This is a genomic window from Stenotrophomonas sp. Steno-C15 (genome assembly GCF_056393265.1).
The window spans coordinates 32,531-48,719 of the sequence record NZ_JBWJPF010000009.1; the positions used below are offsets into that span (position 1 = coordinate 32,531).

A 16,189-nucleotide genomic window follows, 5' to 3' on the forward strand; every position below is an offset into this window, starting at 1 on the left:
CATGAACGTCGTACGCGCTCTCCCCCTGATCGTCCTGGCCGCCGCGCTCAGCGCCTGTGCCGGCAAGCCCGCGCGCAGCGATGCGCCGGTTGCCGATACGCTGGTTCCGGCCAGCCCGACCGCCGCCACCGATACCGCCACCGATGCCCCCGCACCGGCAGCGGAGCCCACCCCCGTGGCCAGCGGCGAAACGGCCACGGCCAGTACGCCTCCGGCCACGGACGCGTCTGCTGGAACCAGTGCCTCGGCTGCCGCTGCGCAGCCCGGCGGCGACGATGATTTCGACGCGCTGTACGGCGCCGACGGTGCGGCCGGCAACGCGGTGGCCTACGACCCGTGGGAACCGTTCAACCGCAAGGTGCACCGGTTCAACGTGGCGGTCGACAATGCCGTCGCGCGACCGCTGGCGACGGCTTACACCCACGTGGTGCCACGCTTTGCCCGCACCGGTGTGAGCAACTTCTTCAGCAACCTGCGCTCGCCGGTAACGATCGTCAACCAGCTGCTGCAGGGCCGTCCGGATGATGCCTGGGACACGCTGGGTCGCTTCCTGATGAACTCGACGCTGGGTATCGGTGGCCTGTTCGATCCGGCCAGCAAGGCGATGGTCGCCAACCGCAAGGAAGACTTCGGCCAGACGCTGGGTGCATGGGGCTGGCGTCGCTCGCGCTACGTCGAGCTGCCGTTCTTCGGTCCCCGCACCGTGCGTGATGTGTTCGGCCTGGCCGGCGACATGCCGCTCTCGCCGATCCGCAACATCGAAGAGGACAAGGTCCGCATCGGCCTGCAGGGCCTGCAGCTGGTCGACAGCCGCGCGCAGCTGCTGGCGGTGGACGATCTGCGCAGTTCGGCGGTGGACGAGTACGCGCTGGTCCGCGATGCGTGGCTGCAGCGTCGCAACTACCAGATCGAGAACGATCTGCGTGGCAAGCGCAACCGCGGCCAGGACGATCCCAATTCGCCGATCCCGATCGATGCGATGCCGATGCCGCAGTGGGGCAACTGAGTCCTGCCGGCACCCGATGAAAAACCCCGCCTCGGCGGGGTTTTTCATTGCGGGCGATCAGGCGCCCAGTGCGGCGTCGACGGCCTCGCGCAGACGCGCATCATCGGCGGCCACATCCGGCGCGAAGCGGGCGATGACCGCGCCGTCGCGGCCCACCAGGAACTTCTCGAAGTTCCACAACACCGCCGGCGCCGGGTGGATCGGAATCTCCTTGCTGGACAGTCGCTCGCGCAGCGGGCCTTCGCCGATGGCCTGCGGCTGCGCGGCGATCAGCTGCTGGTAGAGCGGGTGCGTGTCATCGCCGGCCACGCTGATCTTGGCGAACATCGGGAAGGTGACATCGTAGGTCAGCTGGCAGAACTGCTGGATCTCTGCCTCGCTGCCCGGCTCCTGGCCAAGGAAATTGTTGGCCGGGAAACCGAGCACTTCCAGCCCCTGTGCCTGCTTCTGCGCATACAGCGCCTGCAGGCCCTCGTACTGCGGGGTCAGGCCGCACTTGGAGGCGACGTTGACCAGCAGCAGCACCTTGCCCTGGTAATCGGCAAGACTGGACGGCTGGCCGTCGATGGTGGTGAGGGGAATGTCCTGGATCGGGGTGCTCACGCGGGGTGCTCCGGCAACAGCGGGGAATGGCCCATCAGCATAGCGCCACGTGGCTGCGCCGGAACGCCTCAATCCACGCAGAGCGTGCCCTGTGCCTTGCCGTCGTCGATGCGCTGACGGCAGCCGAAGTTCTGGCTGACGTCGCGCTGGCAGGTGCCGGTGGCTGCCGTGCCGGCGGCGATGCCGTCGCTGGCCAGGCATTGGCCGGTGCAGTCACGCTTGCTGCTGCAGGTCTTTCCTGCGTCGGCGTATGGAATCACGCACTGCAGGCGCTGCAGCCGTCCCAGCGGCTGCAGGGTGCCGCCGGCGGCCTGGCAGTCCACATCCCGCGCGTCCTGGTAGGCCTGGGCGGCCTCCGGGCCTGGCTGGGCATCACCGGCCTGCGTGGCAGGCGGTGTACTGCTGCATGCAGCAAGCACTGCGGCCAGGGCCGCACTGGCGGCAAGGTGGAAACGCATGGCGGTACCTGTTGGCGATGGACAGGCCGCCAGCATACGCATCGCCCCCGTCGGCAGGGTGTCTGCGTCGCTCAGCGGGCGTCGGTCCCGCCTTCACTTCCATCATCCTCGCCGCTGCCTTCCGCATCCCCTTCGCCCAGGTCGCCGAGCAGCGATTGCGCCTGCTCGGTGGCCAGCGATTCCACTCCGCGCAGCCTGCGCTCGATGGTGCGCGTCTTGCGGCTGGCGTCGCCGATGCTGCGGCCCACGGTGCTGATCTGCTTCTCGGCCTTCTCGAGGATGCCGGCGAACTTCCCGAATTCGCTCTTCACCGCCCCCAGCAGGCTCCACACCTCGCTGGACCGCTGTTCGATGGCCAGCGTGCGGAAACCCATCTGCAGGCTGTTGAGCAGAGCGGTGACCGTGGTCGGCCCAGCCACGACCACGCGGTGATCGCGCTGCAGGCCGTCAACCAGGCCCGGACGCCGGATCACTTCGGCATACAGGCCTTCGGTAGGCAGGAACATCACTGCGAAATCCGTGGTGTGCGGCGGCACGATGTACTTCTCGCAGATCGACTTGGCCTGCACCCGCACCGCGCGCTCAAGCTGGATGCCCTGCAGGCGCACGCCCTCGGCATCGCCCTGCTCCTGCGCATCGAGCAGGCGCTCATAGTCCTCACGCGGGAACTTGGAGTCGATCGGCAGCCATACCGGCGTGTCGTCGTTCCTGCGGCCCGGCAGGCGCACGGCGATGTCGACCATCTCGCCACTGTCTGGACGGACCTTGACGCCCCGCGCGTACTGCTCCTGGGTCAGGGTCTGCTCGAGAATGTTCTCCAGCTGCACTTCGCCCCAGCTGCCGCGGTTCTTGACGTTGGTCAGCACGCGCTTGAGGTCGCCGACGCCGGTGGCCAGCTGCTGCATCTCGCCCAGCCCGCGCTGCACCTGCTCCAGGCGTTCGGAGACCAGGGTGAACGACTGCCCCAGTCGTGTTTCCAGCGTCGACTGCAGCTTCTCATCGACGGTGTGGCGCATCTGCTCCAGCTTCTGGGCGTTGTCGTTCTGCAGCGCGCGCAGCTGTTCTTCCAGAGTGGCGCGCATCTCGGCGATGCGCTGTTCATTGCGCTGGGTCAGCTCCTGCAGCCGCAGTCCCAGGCTATCGGTCAGGCGCTGCTGGGACAGTGCACCCTCTTCGCGGCCCTTGCGTGCATCGTCCACCAGGGTCTGGCGCAGCGCGCCGAGCTGGGCATCGGTGCGGCCGGTGAGTTCCTGCAGCTGCTGGCCGAAGGCATGGATGCGCGCCTCCTGCTGCTGGCCGAAGCTCTCCAGCTGGCCTCGCAGTTCCTGCAGCCGCTGCGCCAGCAGGGCGCCGCTGCGCTGCTGGCTGTCGGCGGCTTCGGCGCGTGCCTTGCGTGCATCCTCGCCCAGCGCCTCGCGCAGCAGGTCCAGGCGCTGGTCGGTGCGGGTCGACAGGTCGGTCAGCGCCCGGGCAAAGCCATCCAACTGTTCGCGCAGTTCACTGCGGCCCGTCCGCGCCTCCTCGCGTACGGCCTGCTCCAGCCGATCATGCGGTGGGCGGCGCAGCAGGGCGACCAGCTGCAGGATGAGTACGACCAACAGGAGGCCGGCGATGAGCAGGGATTCGGTTTGCATGGCACCAGTGTAGGCTGGGCCAGTCTCAACTGCTGCGTCCCGCCCCGGTCATGCTCGCGCTGTTCGGAAAGCCCACGTCGATCAACGTACGCAAGGTGCTGTGGCTGTGCGCCGAGCTCAGGCTGGCCATCGAGCACGACCCGGCACCGTCGGCACGGCGGCTGGCCGGGCTGAATCCGAACCTGCAGGTGCCGGTGCTGCGCGACGGCGGCTTCGTGCTGTGGGAATCGAACAGCATCTGCCGTTACCTGGCCTCCCGCGCCGGACGCGCTGACCTGCTGCCGGCAGATGCGCAGGCGCGTGCGAAGGTCGAGCAATGGATGGACTGGCAGGCGACCGACCTCAACAGCGCCTGGCGCCACGTGTTCATGGCGCGCGTGCGGCAGCATCCTGACTATCCCGACGACGGCCGCGCCGAGACCGGCCTGGCCCGCTGGAATGAGCTCATGGGTCTGCTGGATGCCCAGCTGGCCGGCACGGGAGCGTATGTCACCGGCGACGACTTCACCCTGGCTGACATCGCGCTGGGCCTGTCCACCCAGCGCTGGCGCAGCACCCCCGGCGCCAAGCCCGCGCTGCCCTGCCTTGACGCCTGGTTTGACCGCCTGCGGCCGCGACCCGGGTTCGCCGAACACGTCGACAACGGTGACCCCTGAGGCAGCGGCACGTACCGCGAGGCCTCCTGCAGGGCCGGGTCATGCTTTGCTCTGCAGGAGGCAGACAGGCCTCTACCAGCCCTCGAGAACGATCTTGCCCTTGGCGCGGTGACTCTCCAGCACGGCATGCGCGCGGCGCAGGCTCGCCGCTTCAATACGGCCGAAATGCTCGCCCAGCGTGGTCTGCAGCACGCCGGCATCGACCAGGTCCGCGACGCGGTTCAACAGCACGTGCTGCTGCTGCATGTCCGGCGTCCGGTACAGCGGGCGGGTGAACATCGATTCCCAATGCAGCGACAGCGCCTTGCGCTTGAGCGCCATCACATCCAGCTGGCCAGGATCGTCGATCAGCCCCAGCTGGCCCTGTGGCGCCAGCACCTCCACGATCTGCGCGAAATGCTGGTCGGTGTGGGTCAGGCTGGCGACATGCTCCACCTGCGCGATGCCCAGCCGTGCCAGCCCTTCGGCCAGTGGCTGGCCGTGGTCGATCACATGGTGCGCGCCCATCGCGTACACCCAGTCCTGCGTCTCCGGGCGCGAGGCGGTGCCGATCACGGTCAAGCGGGTCAGGCGACGCGCGAGCTGCACCAGGATCGAGCCGACGCCACCGGCCGCGCCGATCACCAGCAGGGTCTGTCCCTCGCCGGCGCCCTCGCCGATGCGCAGGCGATCAAACAGCAGCTCCCAGGCCGTGATCGCCGTCAGCGGCAGGGCTGCGGCGGCCGCATCATCGAGGCTGGCCGGCTTGCGGCCCACGCTGCGCTCGTCCACCAGCTGGTACTCGGCATTGCTGCCGGACCGGTCGATCACGCCTGCGTAGTAGACCGCATCGCCCGGCTGGAACAAGGTCACCTCAGCGCCCACCGCATCGACGATGCCGACGGCATCCCAGCCGAGCACGCGCGGGCCATCGGTGGCCATGTTGCGGCGGACCTTGGTGTCGACCGGGTTCACCGCCACCGCGCGCACCGCCACCCGGAGGTCGCGCGGGCCCGGCTGCGGAAGCGGCAGGTCGATATCGATCAGGGCCTGTGCATCGTCGATCGGCAGGCCGGCATGGGAATAGGCAATGGCGCGCATGGCAGCGGTCCAGTGGGAAAGGAGGCCACAGCGTGCGCCGCGCACGGTCCGCCGGAAAGGCGCACAATCGGGCAGGACTTTCACTCCTGCAATGAAAATGATCCGCTTCGACGACCTGCAGCTGTTCGTCCGTACCGCCGCACTGGGCAGCTTCTCGCAGGCCGCGCGCGAGGCCGACCTGCTGCCCGGTCAGGTCGCCGCCGCCGTGGCCCGGCTCGAGCGCGAACTGGACCTGCGCCTGTTCGTGCGCACCACCCGCAGCCTGCGGCTGACCGCCGAAGGCGCGCTGTACCTGCCTTACGCGCAGGAGGTGCTGGCGACCCTGCGCGAAGGCCAGGCCCGGGTGCAGGGCGAGGATGCCGAGCTGCATGGCACGCTGCGGCTCTCTGCCCCGTCGGACTTCGGACGCAACCTGCTGCTGCCGTGGCTGACCCGGTTCCGTGCGATGCATCCGCGATTGCGGCTGCATCTGCGCCTGTCCGACGAAGTGGCTGATGTATTCCGCGATCCGGTCGATGTGGCGATCCGCATCGGGCACTTCGATGATGCCAGCTATGTCGCCCTGCCCCTGCTGGAAGGCAACCGGCGCGTGCTGGCGGCGTCGCCCGGCTACCTGCAGCGGCGCGGCACGCCGCAGCGTCTGGAGGATCTGCGCGAGCACGACTGCCTGGCCTACCAGCTCGGTGGTCGCGCCTACGACCGCTGGGCCTTCGAGGTCGACGGCCGTCGCGTGGTGATCCCGGTACAGGGCCCGCTGGTGTGCGACGACGCCGATGTGGTGCGGCGCTGGGCGGTGGCCGGTGAGGGCATCACCTACAAGTCCTGGCTGGACCTGCGCGAGGACGTGCTCGCCGGGCGCCTGCAGCTGCTGCTTGGCGGTGTGGGCAGCCATATCCCACTGCAGCTGGTCTGCCCGCACCGCAAGCAGTTCTCGCCCGCGGTGCGGCAGCTGCATGCGCAACTGCGCCAGCACCTGCAACCGCTGCTGTCGGGCATGCCCGAGGGCGGCGGCGGCCCCCTGTCGCAGCGCGCGGCACTGGCCGACAGTACCGGCTCCCCGTAGCGAGAGAACACCGCCATGCCGTGGATGGGCATCCAGGACCTGTGGACGTTTCTGGTCGCCGTGCTGGTGTTCCTCGCCCTGCCCGGGCCTGGCACGTTCACCCTGTTGACCGCCACCGGCCGGGGCGGGGTGCGCGGCGGCTACACTGCACTGGCCGGCCTGCTGGTCGGCGACCAGATCCTGATGTGGCTGGCCCTGGCCGGCGTGGCGGCCCTGCTGAAGGCCAACCCGCTGGTTTTCCACGCCGTGCAGTACCTGGGCGCGGCCTATCTGGTGTGGGTGGGCATCAGCCTGCTGCGCACGCCCAGGCAGGAGGGCGGCGATGCCGGCCCGATCCGCATGCAGCCGGGCCGCTACTTCCAGCAGGCGATCCTGGTCAGCCTGCTCAATCCGAAGGCGATCCTGTTCTACATGGCCTTCCTGCCGCTGTTCATCGACCCCAGGGCGCACCAGGGCATCGCCACCTTCGTCGCGCTGGCGGGGATCATCTTCGTGGTCAGCATCGCCTACTGCTCGCTGCTGATCTGGGTCGGCAACCTGGCGCGGCGCCGGTTGATCCAGCATCCGCGCGTCAGCGACGCGCTGCGACGCGTGGCCGGGGTGTTCCTGGTCGGCTTCGGCATCCGCCTGGGACTGAACGGCTGACCGGCACGGAGACGGCGGTCGGGCCCGTTCCGCAACCTTTGTGCTGATTCCGGCAGTGTCGTCGCGGTCATGCGCGCGCTGCGCCAGGCATGACCCCCGTCAGTGGTAATGCTGCGCTGCGTTCGGTCACACTCGGAGACTTGTCGTTATCAGTCACCCCTTCCGAGGCCTGCATGTCCCTGCTCCGGCGCAAGTCCCTAGATTCCGTCACCGTCCACGAAGCCGGCAGGCGACTGGTCCCGACACTCAGCTGGCCGCACCTGATCGCGCTGGGCATCGGCGCCATCGTCGGTACCGGCATCTACACGCTGATCGGCGTCGGTGCCAATCTCGCCGGCCCGGCCGTCCTGATCTCCTTCGCCATCGCCGGTGCGGTCTGCGCCTGCGCGGCCCTGTCCTACGCCGAGCTGTCGACGATGATGCCGGCCGCCGGCAGTGCCTACACCTACAGCTACAGCGCGTTGGGCGAGGTGTTCGCCTGGGTGGTGGGCTGGAGCCTGATCCTGGAGTACTCGCTGGTGGTCAGCACGGTGGCCGTGGGCTGGTCGGGGTACTTCGTCGGCTTCCTGGAGTGGGTCCACACCCAGTTCGGCTGGGACGTGACCCTGCCGGCCGCGCTGGCCGCGGGTCCGCACGTGGAAGGCGGCATGATCAATCTGCCGGCGATCGTCATCACCTGGCTGGTGGCACTGATGCTGATGGCCGGCACCAAGGAGAGCGCGACCCTCAACGCGATCCTGGTGGTGTTCAAGCTGATCGCGCTGGCCATCTTCGTGGCAGTGGCACTGCCGGCCTTCGACAGCAGCAACCTGCAGCCGTTCATGCCGTATGGCTTCGCCAAGTCACTGGGTCCGGATGGTGTCGAGCGAGGCGTGATGGCGGCCGCCGCGATCATCTTCTTCGCCTTCTACGGTTTCGACGCGATCTCCACCGCTGCCGAGGAGACCAAGAACCCGGGCCGCGACCTGTCGATCGGCATCATCGGTTCGATGATCGGCTGCACCATCGTCTACGTGCTGGTGGCGCTGGCCGCCGTGGGTGCGATGAGCTACGCGGTGTTCGGCCACAGCGCCGAGCCACTGGCGCTGATCATGCGCCAGCTCGGCCACCCGACCGCGGCGATGGTGATCGGTGTCATCGCGATCATCGCTCTGCCGACCGTGCTGCTGGCCTTCCTGTACGGGCAGAGCCGCATCTTCTTCGTCATGAGCCGCGATGGCCTGCTGCCGCGCGGCCTGTCCAAGGTCAGCGCGCGCACCGGCACGCCAGTGGCCACCACGCTGTTCACCGCGCTGGTGGTGTCGGCGCTGGCCGGCGTGGCACGCCTGGACGAGATCGCGGCATTGGCCAATGCCGGCACCCTGGCGGCATTCACCGCGGTAGGCATCTGCCTGGTCGTGCTGCGCGTGCGTGAACCGAACCGCGAGCGGACCTTCCGCACGCCGCTGGCCTTCATCGTCGGGCCACTGGCTGCGCTGGGCTGCATCTACCTGTTCATCAGCCTGCCGCACACCACGCAGCTGTACTTCCTGCTGTGGAATGTCGCGGGCCTGGTGCTGTACTTCCTGTACAGCCGTCGCCATGCGCTGATCGCGCGCTGATCCAGACCGCGCCGGGCCCGGCCCGGCGCAGATCCGGCCCGGGCGGGGCAGTTACCCGCCCTGCCTGGCGGCGTAGTCCTGCGCCTGCCGCATCACCCGCAGCAGATTGCCGCCCCAGATGCCGGCGATCTGCTGTTCCGTGTATCCCTTGCGCAGCAGCCACGCGGTGATCTTCGGCAGCTGGCTGACATCGGGCAGGTCACTCAGGCCGCCGCCGCCGTCCCAGTCCAGGCCGATGCCCACGTGTTCGGGCCCGACCACCTGGAGGATGTGCTCGAAGTGGGCGAAGAAGTCCTCCAGGCTGGCGTGCCGGACGGGGTGTTCATGGTCCAGCGCCTGCTCGGCCTTCAACAGGGCCACGCCCTGCTCGATGCCCATGCCTTCCCAGCCTCCCAGCTGCCGGCTGAGTGCTTCTTCGGCCTGTTTGCGCTCGGCTGTCTTGCCGGTGTCGATCAGATAGCCGCCATAGGCGTTGACCTGGATCACACCACCGGCCTTGGCCAGCTTCTTCAGCCGCGCGTCGTCGAGGTTGCGTGGATGGTCGTAGACCGCCTTGGCTGAACTGTGCGAGAGCACGAACGGCACCGGCATCATCGCCAGCAGATCGTCGAACACGGCATCGGAGGCATGCGACTGGTCGATGACGACGCCGAGCTTCACCGCCTCGCGCACCAGCGCCTTGCCGGCCGGGCTCAGGCCTTTCCACTCCGGTCCCTTCGGATCGGTCGCAGAATCAGCGAACTCGTTGTTGGCGAAATGCACCGTGCTCAGCAGGCGCAGGCCGGCACGGTGATAGAACGAAAGCAGGCTGGGGTCGGCCACCAGCGGGCTGGCGTTCTCCATGCTGATGTAGACCACGCGTTTGCCGGCGGCCTTGATCCGCGCCGCATCGTCAGCGGTCAGGGCCAGGGCGAACCGATCGCCGTTGGCCGCCACCATTTCGCGGATTTCCAGCAGGCGCTGCAGGCCGTGATCGCGCTCGGCCAGGTGGGCGGCGGCGCTGCGGTCGCCCTGGTCGGTGTAGATCGCCCAGAACCCGCCGTCCAGTGCTCCCTCGACCATGCGCGGGTAGTCCACCTGTGACAGCGCATTGCGATCATGGCGCTGTTCGATATCGAAGCCGGTGCGGCCAAAGTTGGCCGGCGTATCCAGGTGGCTGTCGAGCGTCAGCAGGCGCTGCTGCAATGTCTTGGCACGCGCAAGCTCCTGCGCGCTGAACTCGATGGCATGGGCGGTCAGCGGCGCGCTCAGCGCCAGGGCAAGCAGCACGGACAGACGGCGCAACGACGGCATGGGGTTCCTACCGGCAATGGGAAGAACCCGACCATAGCGCTGCGGCCGGCCAATTTGTAGAGCCGAGCGTGGGCTCGGCTCTACAGCGCCACGCGGTCAATCAACCACGCGGCAGAACACCGCCTTCAGGTAACGCGATTCCTGCACGTGGGCCATGAACGGATGATCCGCGCCGGCACCGGCAACCTTCAGGATCTGCAGGGTGCGACCGGAGAAATAGGCTGCACGACGCAGCATGTCCAGGAACTGGTCCTCGGCCACCAGGCCGGTGCAGGAGAAGGTGGCGAACAGGCCACCGGGCTTGACCACGCCCAGCGCCAGCTTGTTCATGTCCAGGTACTTCTTCAGCGCGTTGATCACCTGGTCGCGGTCGCGGGTCATCTTGGCCGGATCCAGGATCACCACGTCGTACTGCTCACCGCGGTTGGCGGCATCGCGCAGCCACGGGAAGATGTCGGACTGGATGAACTTCGGGCGCACGTTGTTCAGGCGCGAATTGCCCTTGGCGATCTGGATGACGTCTTCATCGATGTCGATGCCGACCACGTCCGAGGCCCCGCGTGCCGCTGCATAGACCGCGAAGCCGCCGGTGTTGCAGCACAGGTCGAGCACGCTCTTGCCTTCCACCTGCTGGCTCAGCCATTGCCGGTTCTCGCGCTGGTCGGCGAAGAAGCCGGTCTTGTGCGCGCCGGCCGGATCGGCGCGGAACTTGATCCCGTACTCGGTGATCACCGACGCTTCGGTGGTGGTGTTGCCGTGGAAATCGAAGCTTTCCTGCTTCTGCACGTGTTCGTCGGCGAAGCTGTGGAAGCGGCAGCCGGGGAACTGCTCACGCAGCGCATCGTAGATCCACTCACGGTGGCGGAACATGCCGGCGGCAAAGAACTCGACCACCACCAGGTCGCCGTAGCGATCGACCACCAGGCCGGACAGGCCATCGCCCTCGCTGTGCACCACGCGCCAGGCGTCGGACACGGCGTCCAGCTTCAGCACGTCACGGCGCAGCGACACCGCCTGGGCGATCTTGCGCGAGAACCAGCCGGCATCAACCGCAACGGCCTGATGGGTTTCAAGAATGCGCACGGCGATGCGCGAGTGCCCGTTGTAGAACCCGCGCCCGATGAATTCCCCGTCCACCCCGACCACGTCGACGAGGGAACCGGGCTTGGGCCGGACGGTCGGCTTCTCGACCAGTTTCTGGAAGATCCACGGGTGGCTGGAGCGCCACGCGTTCTTGAGGCGGACAACGGGAAGGGGGGTATTCATCCACCTATTGTAAACCGGCCGCCGGGAGTCAGATCCCCGCAGGGGCTCTGACCCCTCTCTGGCGGGAACATGGGCTCGGGCCCCCTGCGGGGATCCGACCCCGGTGCCCGGGCATTTGACGGCGGACGCGGCAGGCCGCAGAATCGGCGCCAGAAGGGGAGTAGCTCCCAGACGTTGTCGCCGTCATTTCGAGCCCGCAGGCTCCGGTGCAACGGCAGTTCCAGCCGACTGGAACTGCGAGCGAGACCTTCGCCGTACTGGCGAAGCTCTGTCCCTGGATCCCCTCCCGATCCTCCGTTGCAGATCCTCGCCGTCCGGCCTGGCATTCATCTTTCCAACGGACATTCCCAATGCAGACGATCGGTAACATGTGGTTGTGGGGCGGCTTCGCAGCGGTGGTGGTCATCGCCCTGCTGGTCGACCTCGTGTTGATGCGCCATGGTGGCCCGCACAAGGTCACCTTCAAGGAGGCCCTGTGGTGGTCCATCGGCTGGGTCGCGCTGGCCCTGCTGTTCAACGCCGGCCTCTGGTACTACCTGAATGAGACGGCCGGCCAGGCCGTGGCCAACAAGGTCGGTCTCGAGTTCCTGACCGGCTACCTGGTCGAGAAGGCGCTGGCGGTGGACAACATCTTTGTCTTCCTGATGATCATGAGCTACTTCGCGGTGCCGGAGGAACAGCGCCAGAAGGTGCTGATCATCGGCATCCTGGGCGCGATCGTGCTGCGTACGATCATGATCTTCGCCGGCAGCGTGCTGATCAGCCAGTTCCATTGGCTGCTCTACGTGTTCGGCGCCTTCCTGCTGTTCACCGGCTGGAAGATGTGGTTTGCCGCCGGACAGGAGCCGGACCTGGAGAGCAACCCGGCCCTGCGCTGGATGCGCAAGCACCTTCGCCTGCTGCCGGAGTACGCCGGCAACGCCCTGAGCGTGAAGCGCGACGGCGTGCGCTGGTTCACCCCGTTGTTCGCGGTGCTGATCCTGATCGCCGTCACCGACGTGATCTTCGCGGTGGACAGCATCCCGGCGATCTTCGCGATCACCACCGATCCGTTCATCGTGCTGACCTCCAACGTGTTCGCGGTCCTGGGCCTGCGTGCGATGTTCTTCCTGCTGGCCGGCATGGCCGACCGCTTCCACCTGCTGCCGTACGGCCTGGCACTGGTGCTGGGTTTCATCGGCATCAAGATGATGATCATCGACCTGTTCAAGATCCCGACCCCGGTCTCGCTGGGCGTGGTCGCGCTGATCATTGCCGCCACCGTCGTGCTGAGCCTGAAGTACCCGCCCAAGGAAGGCGAAGGCCAGGCCTGATCGCGGCTGGCAGACATGGCCAGCGGGATTGTCCCGCTGGCCGCTTCCACTCTCCCGCAGCGGTGGCCTTGGTTTCGCGCCAGCCACCGCCATTGCTTGAGGTATGAACAGCAACGCGCCCCTGCCCGCCGGCGACGTGCCGGCCCCCCGCAACGACCGCCTCCGCATCCTGCGGGCGTTCAATGTCAGCCTGGCCGCCGTGCTGGTGCTGGTGGTCGTGTTCGCCCTGCAGGGCACGTTCGACTGGCGCCCCTGGGCGGTAGCGCCGCTGGAAGCCAAGGGCCTGCTCGGCCTGCTCGGCGGCCCGCTGCTGCATGCCTCGGTCGAGCACATCGCCGCCAACAGCATCGCGATCCTGATCCTCGGCACCCTGGCCGGAAGCGTCTATCCCAGGGCCACCGTCCGCGCCCTGCCCCTGCTCTGGCTGGGATCGGGTGTGGGCGCATGGATGCTGGGCAATCCCGGCAGCGTCCATCTGGGTGCCAGTGGCGTGACCCACGGCCTGATGTTCCTGCTCGCCGGCCTCGGCCTGCTGCGCCGCGACCGCGCCGCCATCGCCACCGGCCTGATCGGCATGCTGTTCTACGGTGGCATGCTGATGACCATCCTGCCGCATGCCGACGGCGTGTCCTGGCAATCGCACATGGGCGGCGCCTTCGCCGGCATCATCGCGGCGCTGCTGTTCCGCACCGCTGACCCGCTGCCACCGCGTCCGCGCTACAGCTGGGAGGACGAGGAAGACAACGCAGAACCGCTGGCCGACGATGAACTGGAGCCGCCGTCGCCACACCGTGTGCCGGTCCTGTGGCAGCCGCGCGAAGGGCAGGATTACGTGGTCATCCCGTTCCGGCGGCCGGACGAACCGCGCGGCTGAGGTGGGATGGGTCCGCCGGGCATCGCCCGGCGCTACGGTTCACCGGCATCCCGGGTAGCGCCGGGCCATGCCCGGCGGCGTTGACGTGTCAGTTCGCCGCGTTGCCCGCCGCGCCAGTGCCATCCACCGCCTGCCGGCCCAGCGCCGGGTCATCGGTGAAGAACGCATCGATGCCGGTGGCCAGATAGGCGCGCATCTCGGCGATCGAGCCTTCGGCGTTGCGCGCGTTGTCCGCTCCCCTGCGCAGGTTGCTGGGCTGGAACTGATTCTCCGGGCGGAAGGTATACGGGATCACCATCAGGCCGGCCGCGTGCGCATCGCGCACCAGCGCGGTCGGCGTTCCCAGCGCACCGTTGGCGTCCAGCGGAATGATCGAGCGCAGTTCAGGACCGATGCCATCGGCATAGGCCGCGATGTCCTTCAGGCCCGCTGGAGTCATCATCTGTGCATAGGTCAGCGTGCCCCCGGCCTTGGCGACGTCGGCCGGCTGGGTATCGCCCTTCCACAGCAGCTGCAGCAGGCGGATGTTGCTGTCCTGCGGGATCTTGCTGCGCAGGTAACGCAGGTTGGCGGTTTCGAAGGACTGGATGGTGACCGGGCCGACGTTGGTGTAGGCATTGCCACGCAGCGCGGCCAGCAGTTTGTCTTCCATCGGCAGACCGATGGACTGGAAGTAGGTCGGATGCTTGATCTCCGGCACCAGCCCGATGCCGCGATTGGCGCGGCCGGCCTGCTGGACCAGGAACGCGAGGATTTCATCGAGACTGGCGATGCGGAACTGGCCGTCGTAGGCCGTGCTGCGCAGGTCGGGCAGGCGTTCGCGCGCGTACAGCGTCTTCAGCTCGGCCAGGGTGAAGTCTTCGGTGAACCATCCGTCCACCGTCTGCCCGTCGATGACCTTGCGGGTGCGGCGGCTGGCGAATTCGGGATGCGAGGCGACATCGGTGGTGCCCCCGATCTCGTTCTCATGGCGGGCCACCATCACCCCGTCCCTGGTCATCACCAGGTCCGGTTCGATGTAGTCGGCTCCGTCGGCGATGGCCTGTGCATACGCAGCCAGGGTGTGTTCCGGCAGCAGCGCGCTGGCGCCGCGATGACCATAGACCGACGCCCTGGCCGCAGCCGGGAGAGAGGATTCAGCACTCATGGCCACCGATGGTGCCACGGCCAGCGACAACAGCAACGCACAACCCCACGACTTCACTGCAACGTCCCCCAACGGTAGGTGATGGGCGGCAGTATGCGGCGGCAATGTGACAGGTGGGGGACCTGGGGTCGGATCCCCGCAGCGGCTGTCACCCCATGTGGCAAACGGGGTCAGAGCCCCTGCGGGAATCTGACCCCGGCTTACTTGCCGATGCAGAAGCTGGAGAAGATCCGTCCCAGCAGGTCATCGGCGCTCATCTGCCCGGTGATCTCGCCCAGCGCGTCATGCGCGAGCCGCAGCTCTTCGGCTGCCAATTCCAGGTGTTCGTGGGCCAGCTCGCCATCAGCGCGACGGGCATGTTCCTGCGCACGCTCGATTGCATCCACGTGGCGGGTGCGCGCGGAGAACTCGCCGTCCACCTGTTCGCCCGCGCCTGCCGACGCGATCGCGCGCAGGCGCGCGTGGAGGTCGTCGAGTCCTGCACCGGTGGCGGCCGAAACGAACACACGGTCCGGATCGTCCACGGTTGGCCCGGCCTGCAGCAGATCCGACTTGTTGTGGATGTAGACCTTGTGCGGCACAGCCCGCACCGCTTCGCCGATGGCCGCCTCTCCCGCCGCCGGATCGCGTGCATCCAGCACGATCAGCGCCAGGTCGGTGCGTTCGATCTCCACGCGCGCGCGGCGCATGCCTTCGCGTTCGATGGCGTCGCCACCGTCGCGCAGGCCGGCGGTATCGACCAGGGTCAGCTCCAGTCCATCCAGGCGGATGGTCTCGCGCAGCGTGTCGCGCGTGGTGCCGGCGATGTCGGTGACGATGGCGCGTTCGCTGCCGGCAAGCGCATTGAGCAACGAACTCTTGCCGGCGTTGGGCGGGCCGATCAGCACCGCGTGCAGGCCATCGCGCAGGCGACGGCCACGCTCGGCATCGCGGCGCAGCAGGGCCAGGTCGCTGCGTGCCAGTTCCAGCCCGCGGCGCACCTGCGCGCCGCCCAGCGTATCCAGCGGCTCATCGGCAAAATCGATGGCCGCTTCCACATGCACGCGCAGCAGCACCAGCTGCTCGACCACGGCGTCGATGCGGCGCGAGAACACCCCGTCCAGCGAGCGACGGGCAGCACGCGCGGCGCGGTTGTCGCCCGCAGCGATCAGATCGGCGATGGCCTCGGCCTGAGCCAGATCGAGCTTGCCGTTGAGGAAGGCGCGCTCGCTGAACTCACCGGGCCGCGCCTGCCGCGCGCCGAGCACGATGCAGCGTGCAACCAGTTGCTGCAGCAACACCGGGCTGCCATGGCCCTGCAATTCCACCACTTCTTCGCCGGTGAAGCTGTTCGGTGCCGGGAACCACAGCACGATGCCATCGTCGATCACCTCGCCGTCGGCGTCGCGTAGACGTGCGTAATGCGCGTGACGTGGGCGCAGGCCGGTTGCGCCCAGTGCGTTGGCGATGGCGGCGGCGCGCGGCCCGGACAGGCGCAGGATGCCGACGCCACCTGCACCTGGCGCGCTGGCGATGGCGACAATGGTGTCAGTGCGGGCTGCCTCATTCAT

The 16,189-nt window shown here is 67.9% G+C and carries 15 protein-coding genes; 7 read left to right on the plus strand and 8 right to left on the minus strand.

The window, feature by feature from the left end; translation table 11 throughout:
- Window position 1: 1 nt before the first annotated feature.
- Window positions 2-1,006: an MlaA family lipoprotein gene (locus AC06FB_RS09140; RefSeq protein WP_053517243.1), complete on the plus strand. Its 1,005-nt coding sequence runs from the start codon at window positions 2-4 to the stop codon at window positions 1,004-1,006.
- Between the two features lie 57 nt (window positions 1,007-1,063).
- On the opposite strand, the gene AC06FB_RS09145 is transcribed toward AC06FB_RS09140, so the two are convergent.
- The 3 genes from AC06FB_RS09145 to AC06FB_RS09155 form a co-directional block, all read right to left on the minus strand.
- Complete coding sequence (locus AC06FB_RS09145) at window positions 1,064-1,609, minus strand: glutathione peroxidase (RefSeq protein WP_065174060.1); 546 nt, start codon at window positions 1,607-1,609, stop codon at window positions 1,064-1,066.
- A gap of 68 nt (window positions 1,610-1,677) precedes the next feature.
- The gene (locus AC06FB_RS09150) at window positions 1,678-2,067 is read right to left on the minus strand and encodes a hypothetical protein (RefSeq protein ID WP_065174061.1); all 390 of its coding nucleotides are present in this window, start codon (window positions 2,065-2,067) and stop codon (window positions 1,678-1,680) included.
- A 71-nt stretch (window positions 2,068-2,138) separates the two neighbouring features.
- Window positions 2,139-3,701 carry a DNA recombination protein RmuC gene (locus tag AC06FB_RS09155; protein WP_253118417.1) on the minus strand — a complete coding sequence of 521 codons (1,563 nt, stop codon included), beginning with the start codon at window positions 3,699-3,701 and terminating at the stop codon, window positions 2,139-2,141.
- Window positions 3,702-3,751: 50 nt separating this feature from the next.
- Between AC06FB_RS09155 and AC06FB_RS09160 the strand changes: the two genes are divergently transcribed.
- A complete protein-coding gene (locus AC06FB_RS09160; protein WP_111187103.1) occupies window positions 3,752-4,357 on the plus strand; it encodes a glutathione S-transferase family protein in 606 nt (201 codons plus the stop codon).
- 72 nt (window positions 4,358-4,429) lie between these two features.
- Here the strand turns inward: AC06FB_RS09160 and AC06FB_RS09165 are convergent, their stop codons facing one another.
- Entirely contained in the window at window positions 4,430-5,437 is a 1,008-nt protein-coding gene (locus AC06FB_RS09165; RefSeq protein WP_277381229.1) for a zinc-binding alcohol dehydrogenase family protein, read from the minus strand.
- 91 nt (window positions 5,438-5,528) lie between these two features.
- Here AC06FB_RS09165 and AC06FB_RS09170 point away from each other — a divergent pair, with 91 nt between their 5' ends.
- From AC06FB_RS09170 to AC06FB_RS09180, 3 genes are all read left to right on the plus strand, one after another.
- Window positions 5,529-6,500, plus strand: coding sequence for a LysR substrate-binding domain-containing protein (locus tag AC06FB_RS09170; protein ID WP_478053608.1), 972 nt, complete (start codon window positions 5,529-5,531; stop codon window positions 6,498-6,500).
- A 15-nt stretch (window positions 6,501-6,515) separates the two neighbouring features.
- Window positions 6,516-7,145 carry a leucine efflux protein LeuE gene (gene leuE, locus AC06FB_RS09175; RefSeq protein WP_053517234.1) on the plus strand — a complete coding sequence of 210 codons (630 nt, stop codon included), beginning with the start codon at window positions 6,516-6,518 and terminating at the stop codon, window positions 7,143-7,145.
- Between the two features lie 173 nt (window positions 7,146-7,318).
- Entirely contained in the window at window positions 7,319-8,746 is a 1,428-nt protein-coding gene (locus AC06FB_RS09180; protein WP_053517233.1) for an amino acid permease, read from the plus strand.
- A 51-nt stretch (window positions 8,747-8,797) separates the two neighbouring features.
- Here AC06FB_RS09180 and AC06FB_RS09185 read toward each other — a convergent pair whose 3' ends face one another.
- Window positions 8,798-10,039: a dipeptidase gene (locus AC06FB_RS09185; protein WP_478053609.1), complete on the minus strand. Its 1,242-nt coding sequence runs from the start codon at window positions 10,037-10,039 to the stop codon at window positions 8,798-8,800.
- Between the two features lie 96 nt (window positions 10,040-10,135).
- Window positions 10,136-11,305, minus strand: a complete 1,170-nt coding sequence (locus AC06FB_RS09190; protein WP_053517230.1) for a class I SAM-dependent rRNA methyltransferase — start codon at window positions 11,303-11,305, stop codon at window positions 10,136-10,138.
- A 350-nt stretch (window positions 11,306-11,655) separates the two neighbouring features.
- Between AC06FB_RS09190 and AC06FB_RS09195 the strand changes: the two genes are divergently transcribed.
- Both AC06FB_RS09195 and AC06FB_RS09200 read left to right on the plus strand, forming a co-directional pair.
- Window positions 11,656-12,618: a TerC family protein gene (locus tag AC06FB_RS09195; RefSeq protein WP_065174065.1), complete on the plus strand. Its 963-nt coding sequence runs from the start codon at window positions 11,656-11,658 to the stop codon at window positions 12,616-12,618.
- Between the two features lie 103 nt (window positions 12,619-12,721).
- Window positions 12,722-13,492 carry a rhomboid family intramembrane serine protease gene (locus tag AC06FB_RS09200; protein ID WP_053517228.1) on the plus strand — a complete coding sequence of 257 codons (771 nt, stop codon included), beginning with the start codon at window positions 12,722-12,724 and terminating at the stop codon, window positions 13,490-13,492.
- An 88-nt stretch (window positions 13,493-13,580) separates the two neighbouring features.
- On the opposite strand, the gene AC06FB_RS09205 is transcribed toward AC06FB_RS09200, so the two are convergent.
- Window positions 13,581-14,696 carry a glycerophosphodiester phosphodiesterase gene (locus AC06FB_RS09205; protein WP_065182139.1) on the minus strand — a complete coding sequence of 372 codons (1,116 nt, stop codon included), beginning with the start codon at window positions 14,694-14,696 and terminating at the stop codon, window positions 13,581-13,583.
- A gap of 143 nt (window positions 14,697-14,839) precedes the next feature.
- A complete protein-coding gene (gene mnmE, locus AC06FB_RS09210; protein ID WP_461289126.1) occupies window positions 14,840-16,189 on the minus strand; it encodes a tRNA uridine-5-carboxymethylaminomethyl(34) synthesis GTPase MnmE in 1,350 nt (449 codons plus the stop codon).

What these genes read in the sequence shown, in the direction of transcription:
- AC06FB_RS09190 (WP_053517230.1), bottom strand. Translation starts at nt 11,305, where the DNA reads ATGAATACCCCCCTTCCCGTTGTCCGCCTCAAGAACGCGTGGCGCTCC.
- AC06FB_RS09165 (WP_277381229.1), bottom strand. Translation starts at nt 5,437, where the DNA reads ATGCGCGCCATTGCCTATTCCCATGCCGGCCTGCCGATCGACGATGCA.
- AC06FB_RS09160 (WP_111187103.1), top strand. Translation starts at nt 3,752, where the DNA reads ATGCTCGCGCTGTTCGGAAAGCCCACGTCGATCAACGTACGCAAGGTG.
- AC06FB_RS09195 (WP_065174065.1), top strand. Translation starts at nt 11,656, where the DNA reads ATGCAGACGATCGGTAACATGTGGTTGTGGGGCGGCTTCGCAGCGGTG.
- AC06FB_RS09155 (WP_253118417.1), bottom strand. Translation starts at nt 3,701, where the DNA reads ATGCAAACCGAATCCCTGCTCATCGCCGGCCTCCTGTTGGTCGTACTC.
- AC06FB_RS09150 (WP_065174061.1), bottom strand. Translation starts at nt 2,067, where the DNA reads ATGCGTTTCCACCTTGCCGCCAGTGCGGCCCTGGCCGCAGTGCTTGCT.
- AC06FB_RS09170 (WP_478053608.1), top strand. Translation starts at nt 5,529, where the DNA reads ATGAAAATGATCCGCTTCGACGACCTGCAGCTGTTCGTCCGTACCGCC.
- mnmE (WP_461289126.1), bottom strand. Translation starts at nt 16,189, where the DNA reads ATGAATGAGGCAGCCCGCACTGACACCATTGTCGCCATCGCCAGCGCG.
- AC06FB_RS09200 (WP_053517228.1), top strand. Translation starts at nt 12,722, where the DNA reads ATGAACAGCAACGCGCCCCTGCCCGCCGGCGACGTGCCGGCCCCCCGC.
- AC06FB_RS09180 (WP_053517233.1), top strand. Translation starts at nt 7,319, where the DNA reads ATGTCCCTGCTCCGGCGCAAGTCCCTAGATTCCGTCACCGTCCACGAA.
- AC06FB_RS09185 (WP_478053609.1), bottom strand. Translation starts at nt 10,039, where the DNA reads ATGCCGTCGTTGCGCCGTCTGTCCGTGCTGCTTGCCCTGGCGCTGAGC.
- leuE (WP_053517234.1), top strand. Translation starts at nt 6,516, where the DNA reads ATGCCGTGGATGGGCATCCAGGACCTGTGGACGTTTCTGGTCGCCGTG.
- AC06FB_RS09140 (WP_053517243.1), top strand. Translation starts at nt 2, where the DNA reads ATGAACGTCGTACGCGCTCTCCCCCTGATCGTCCTGGCCGCCGCGCTC.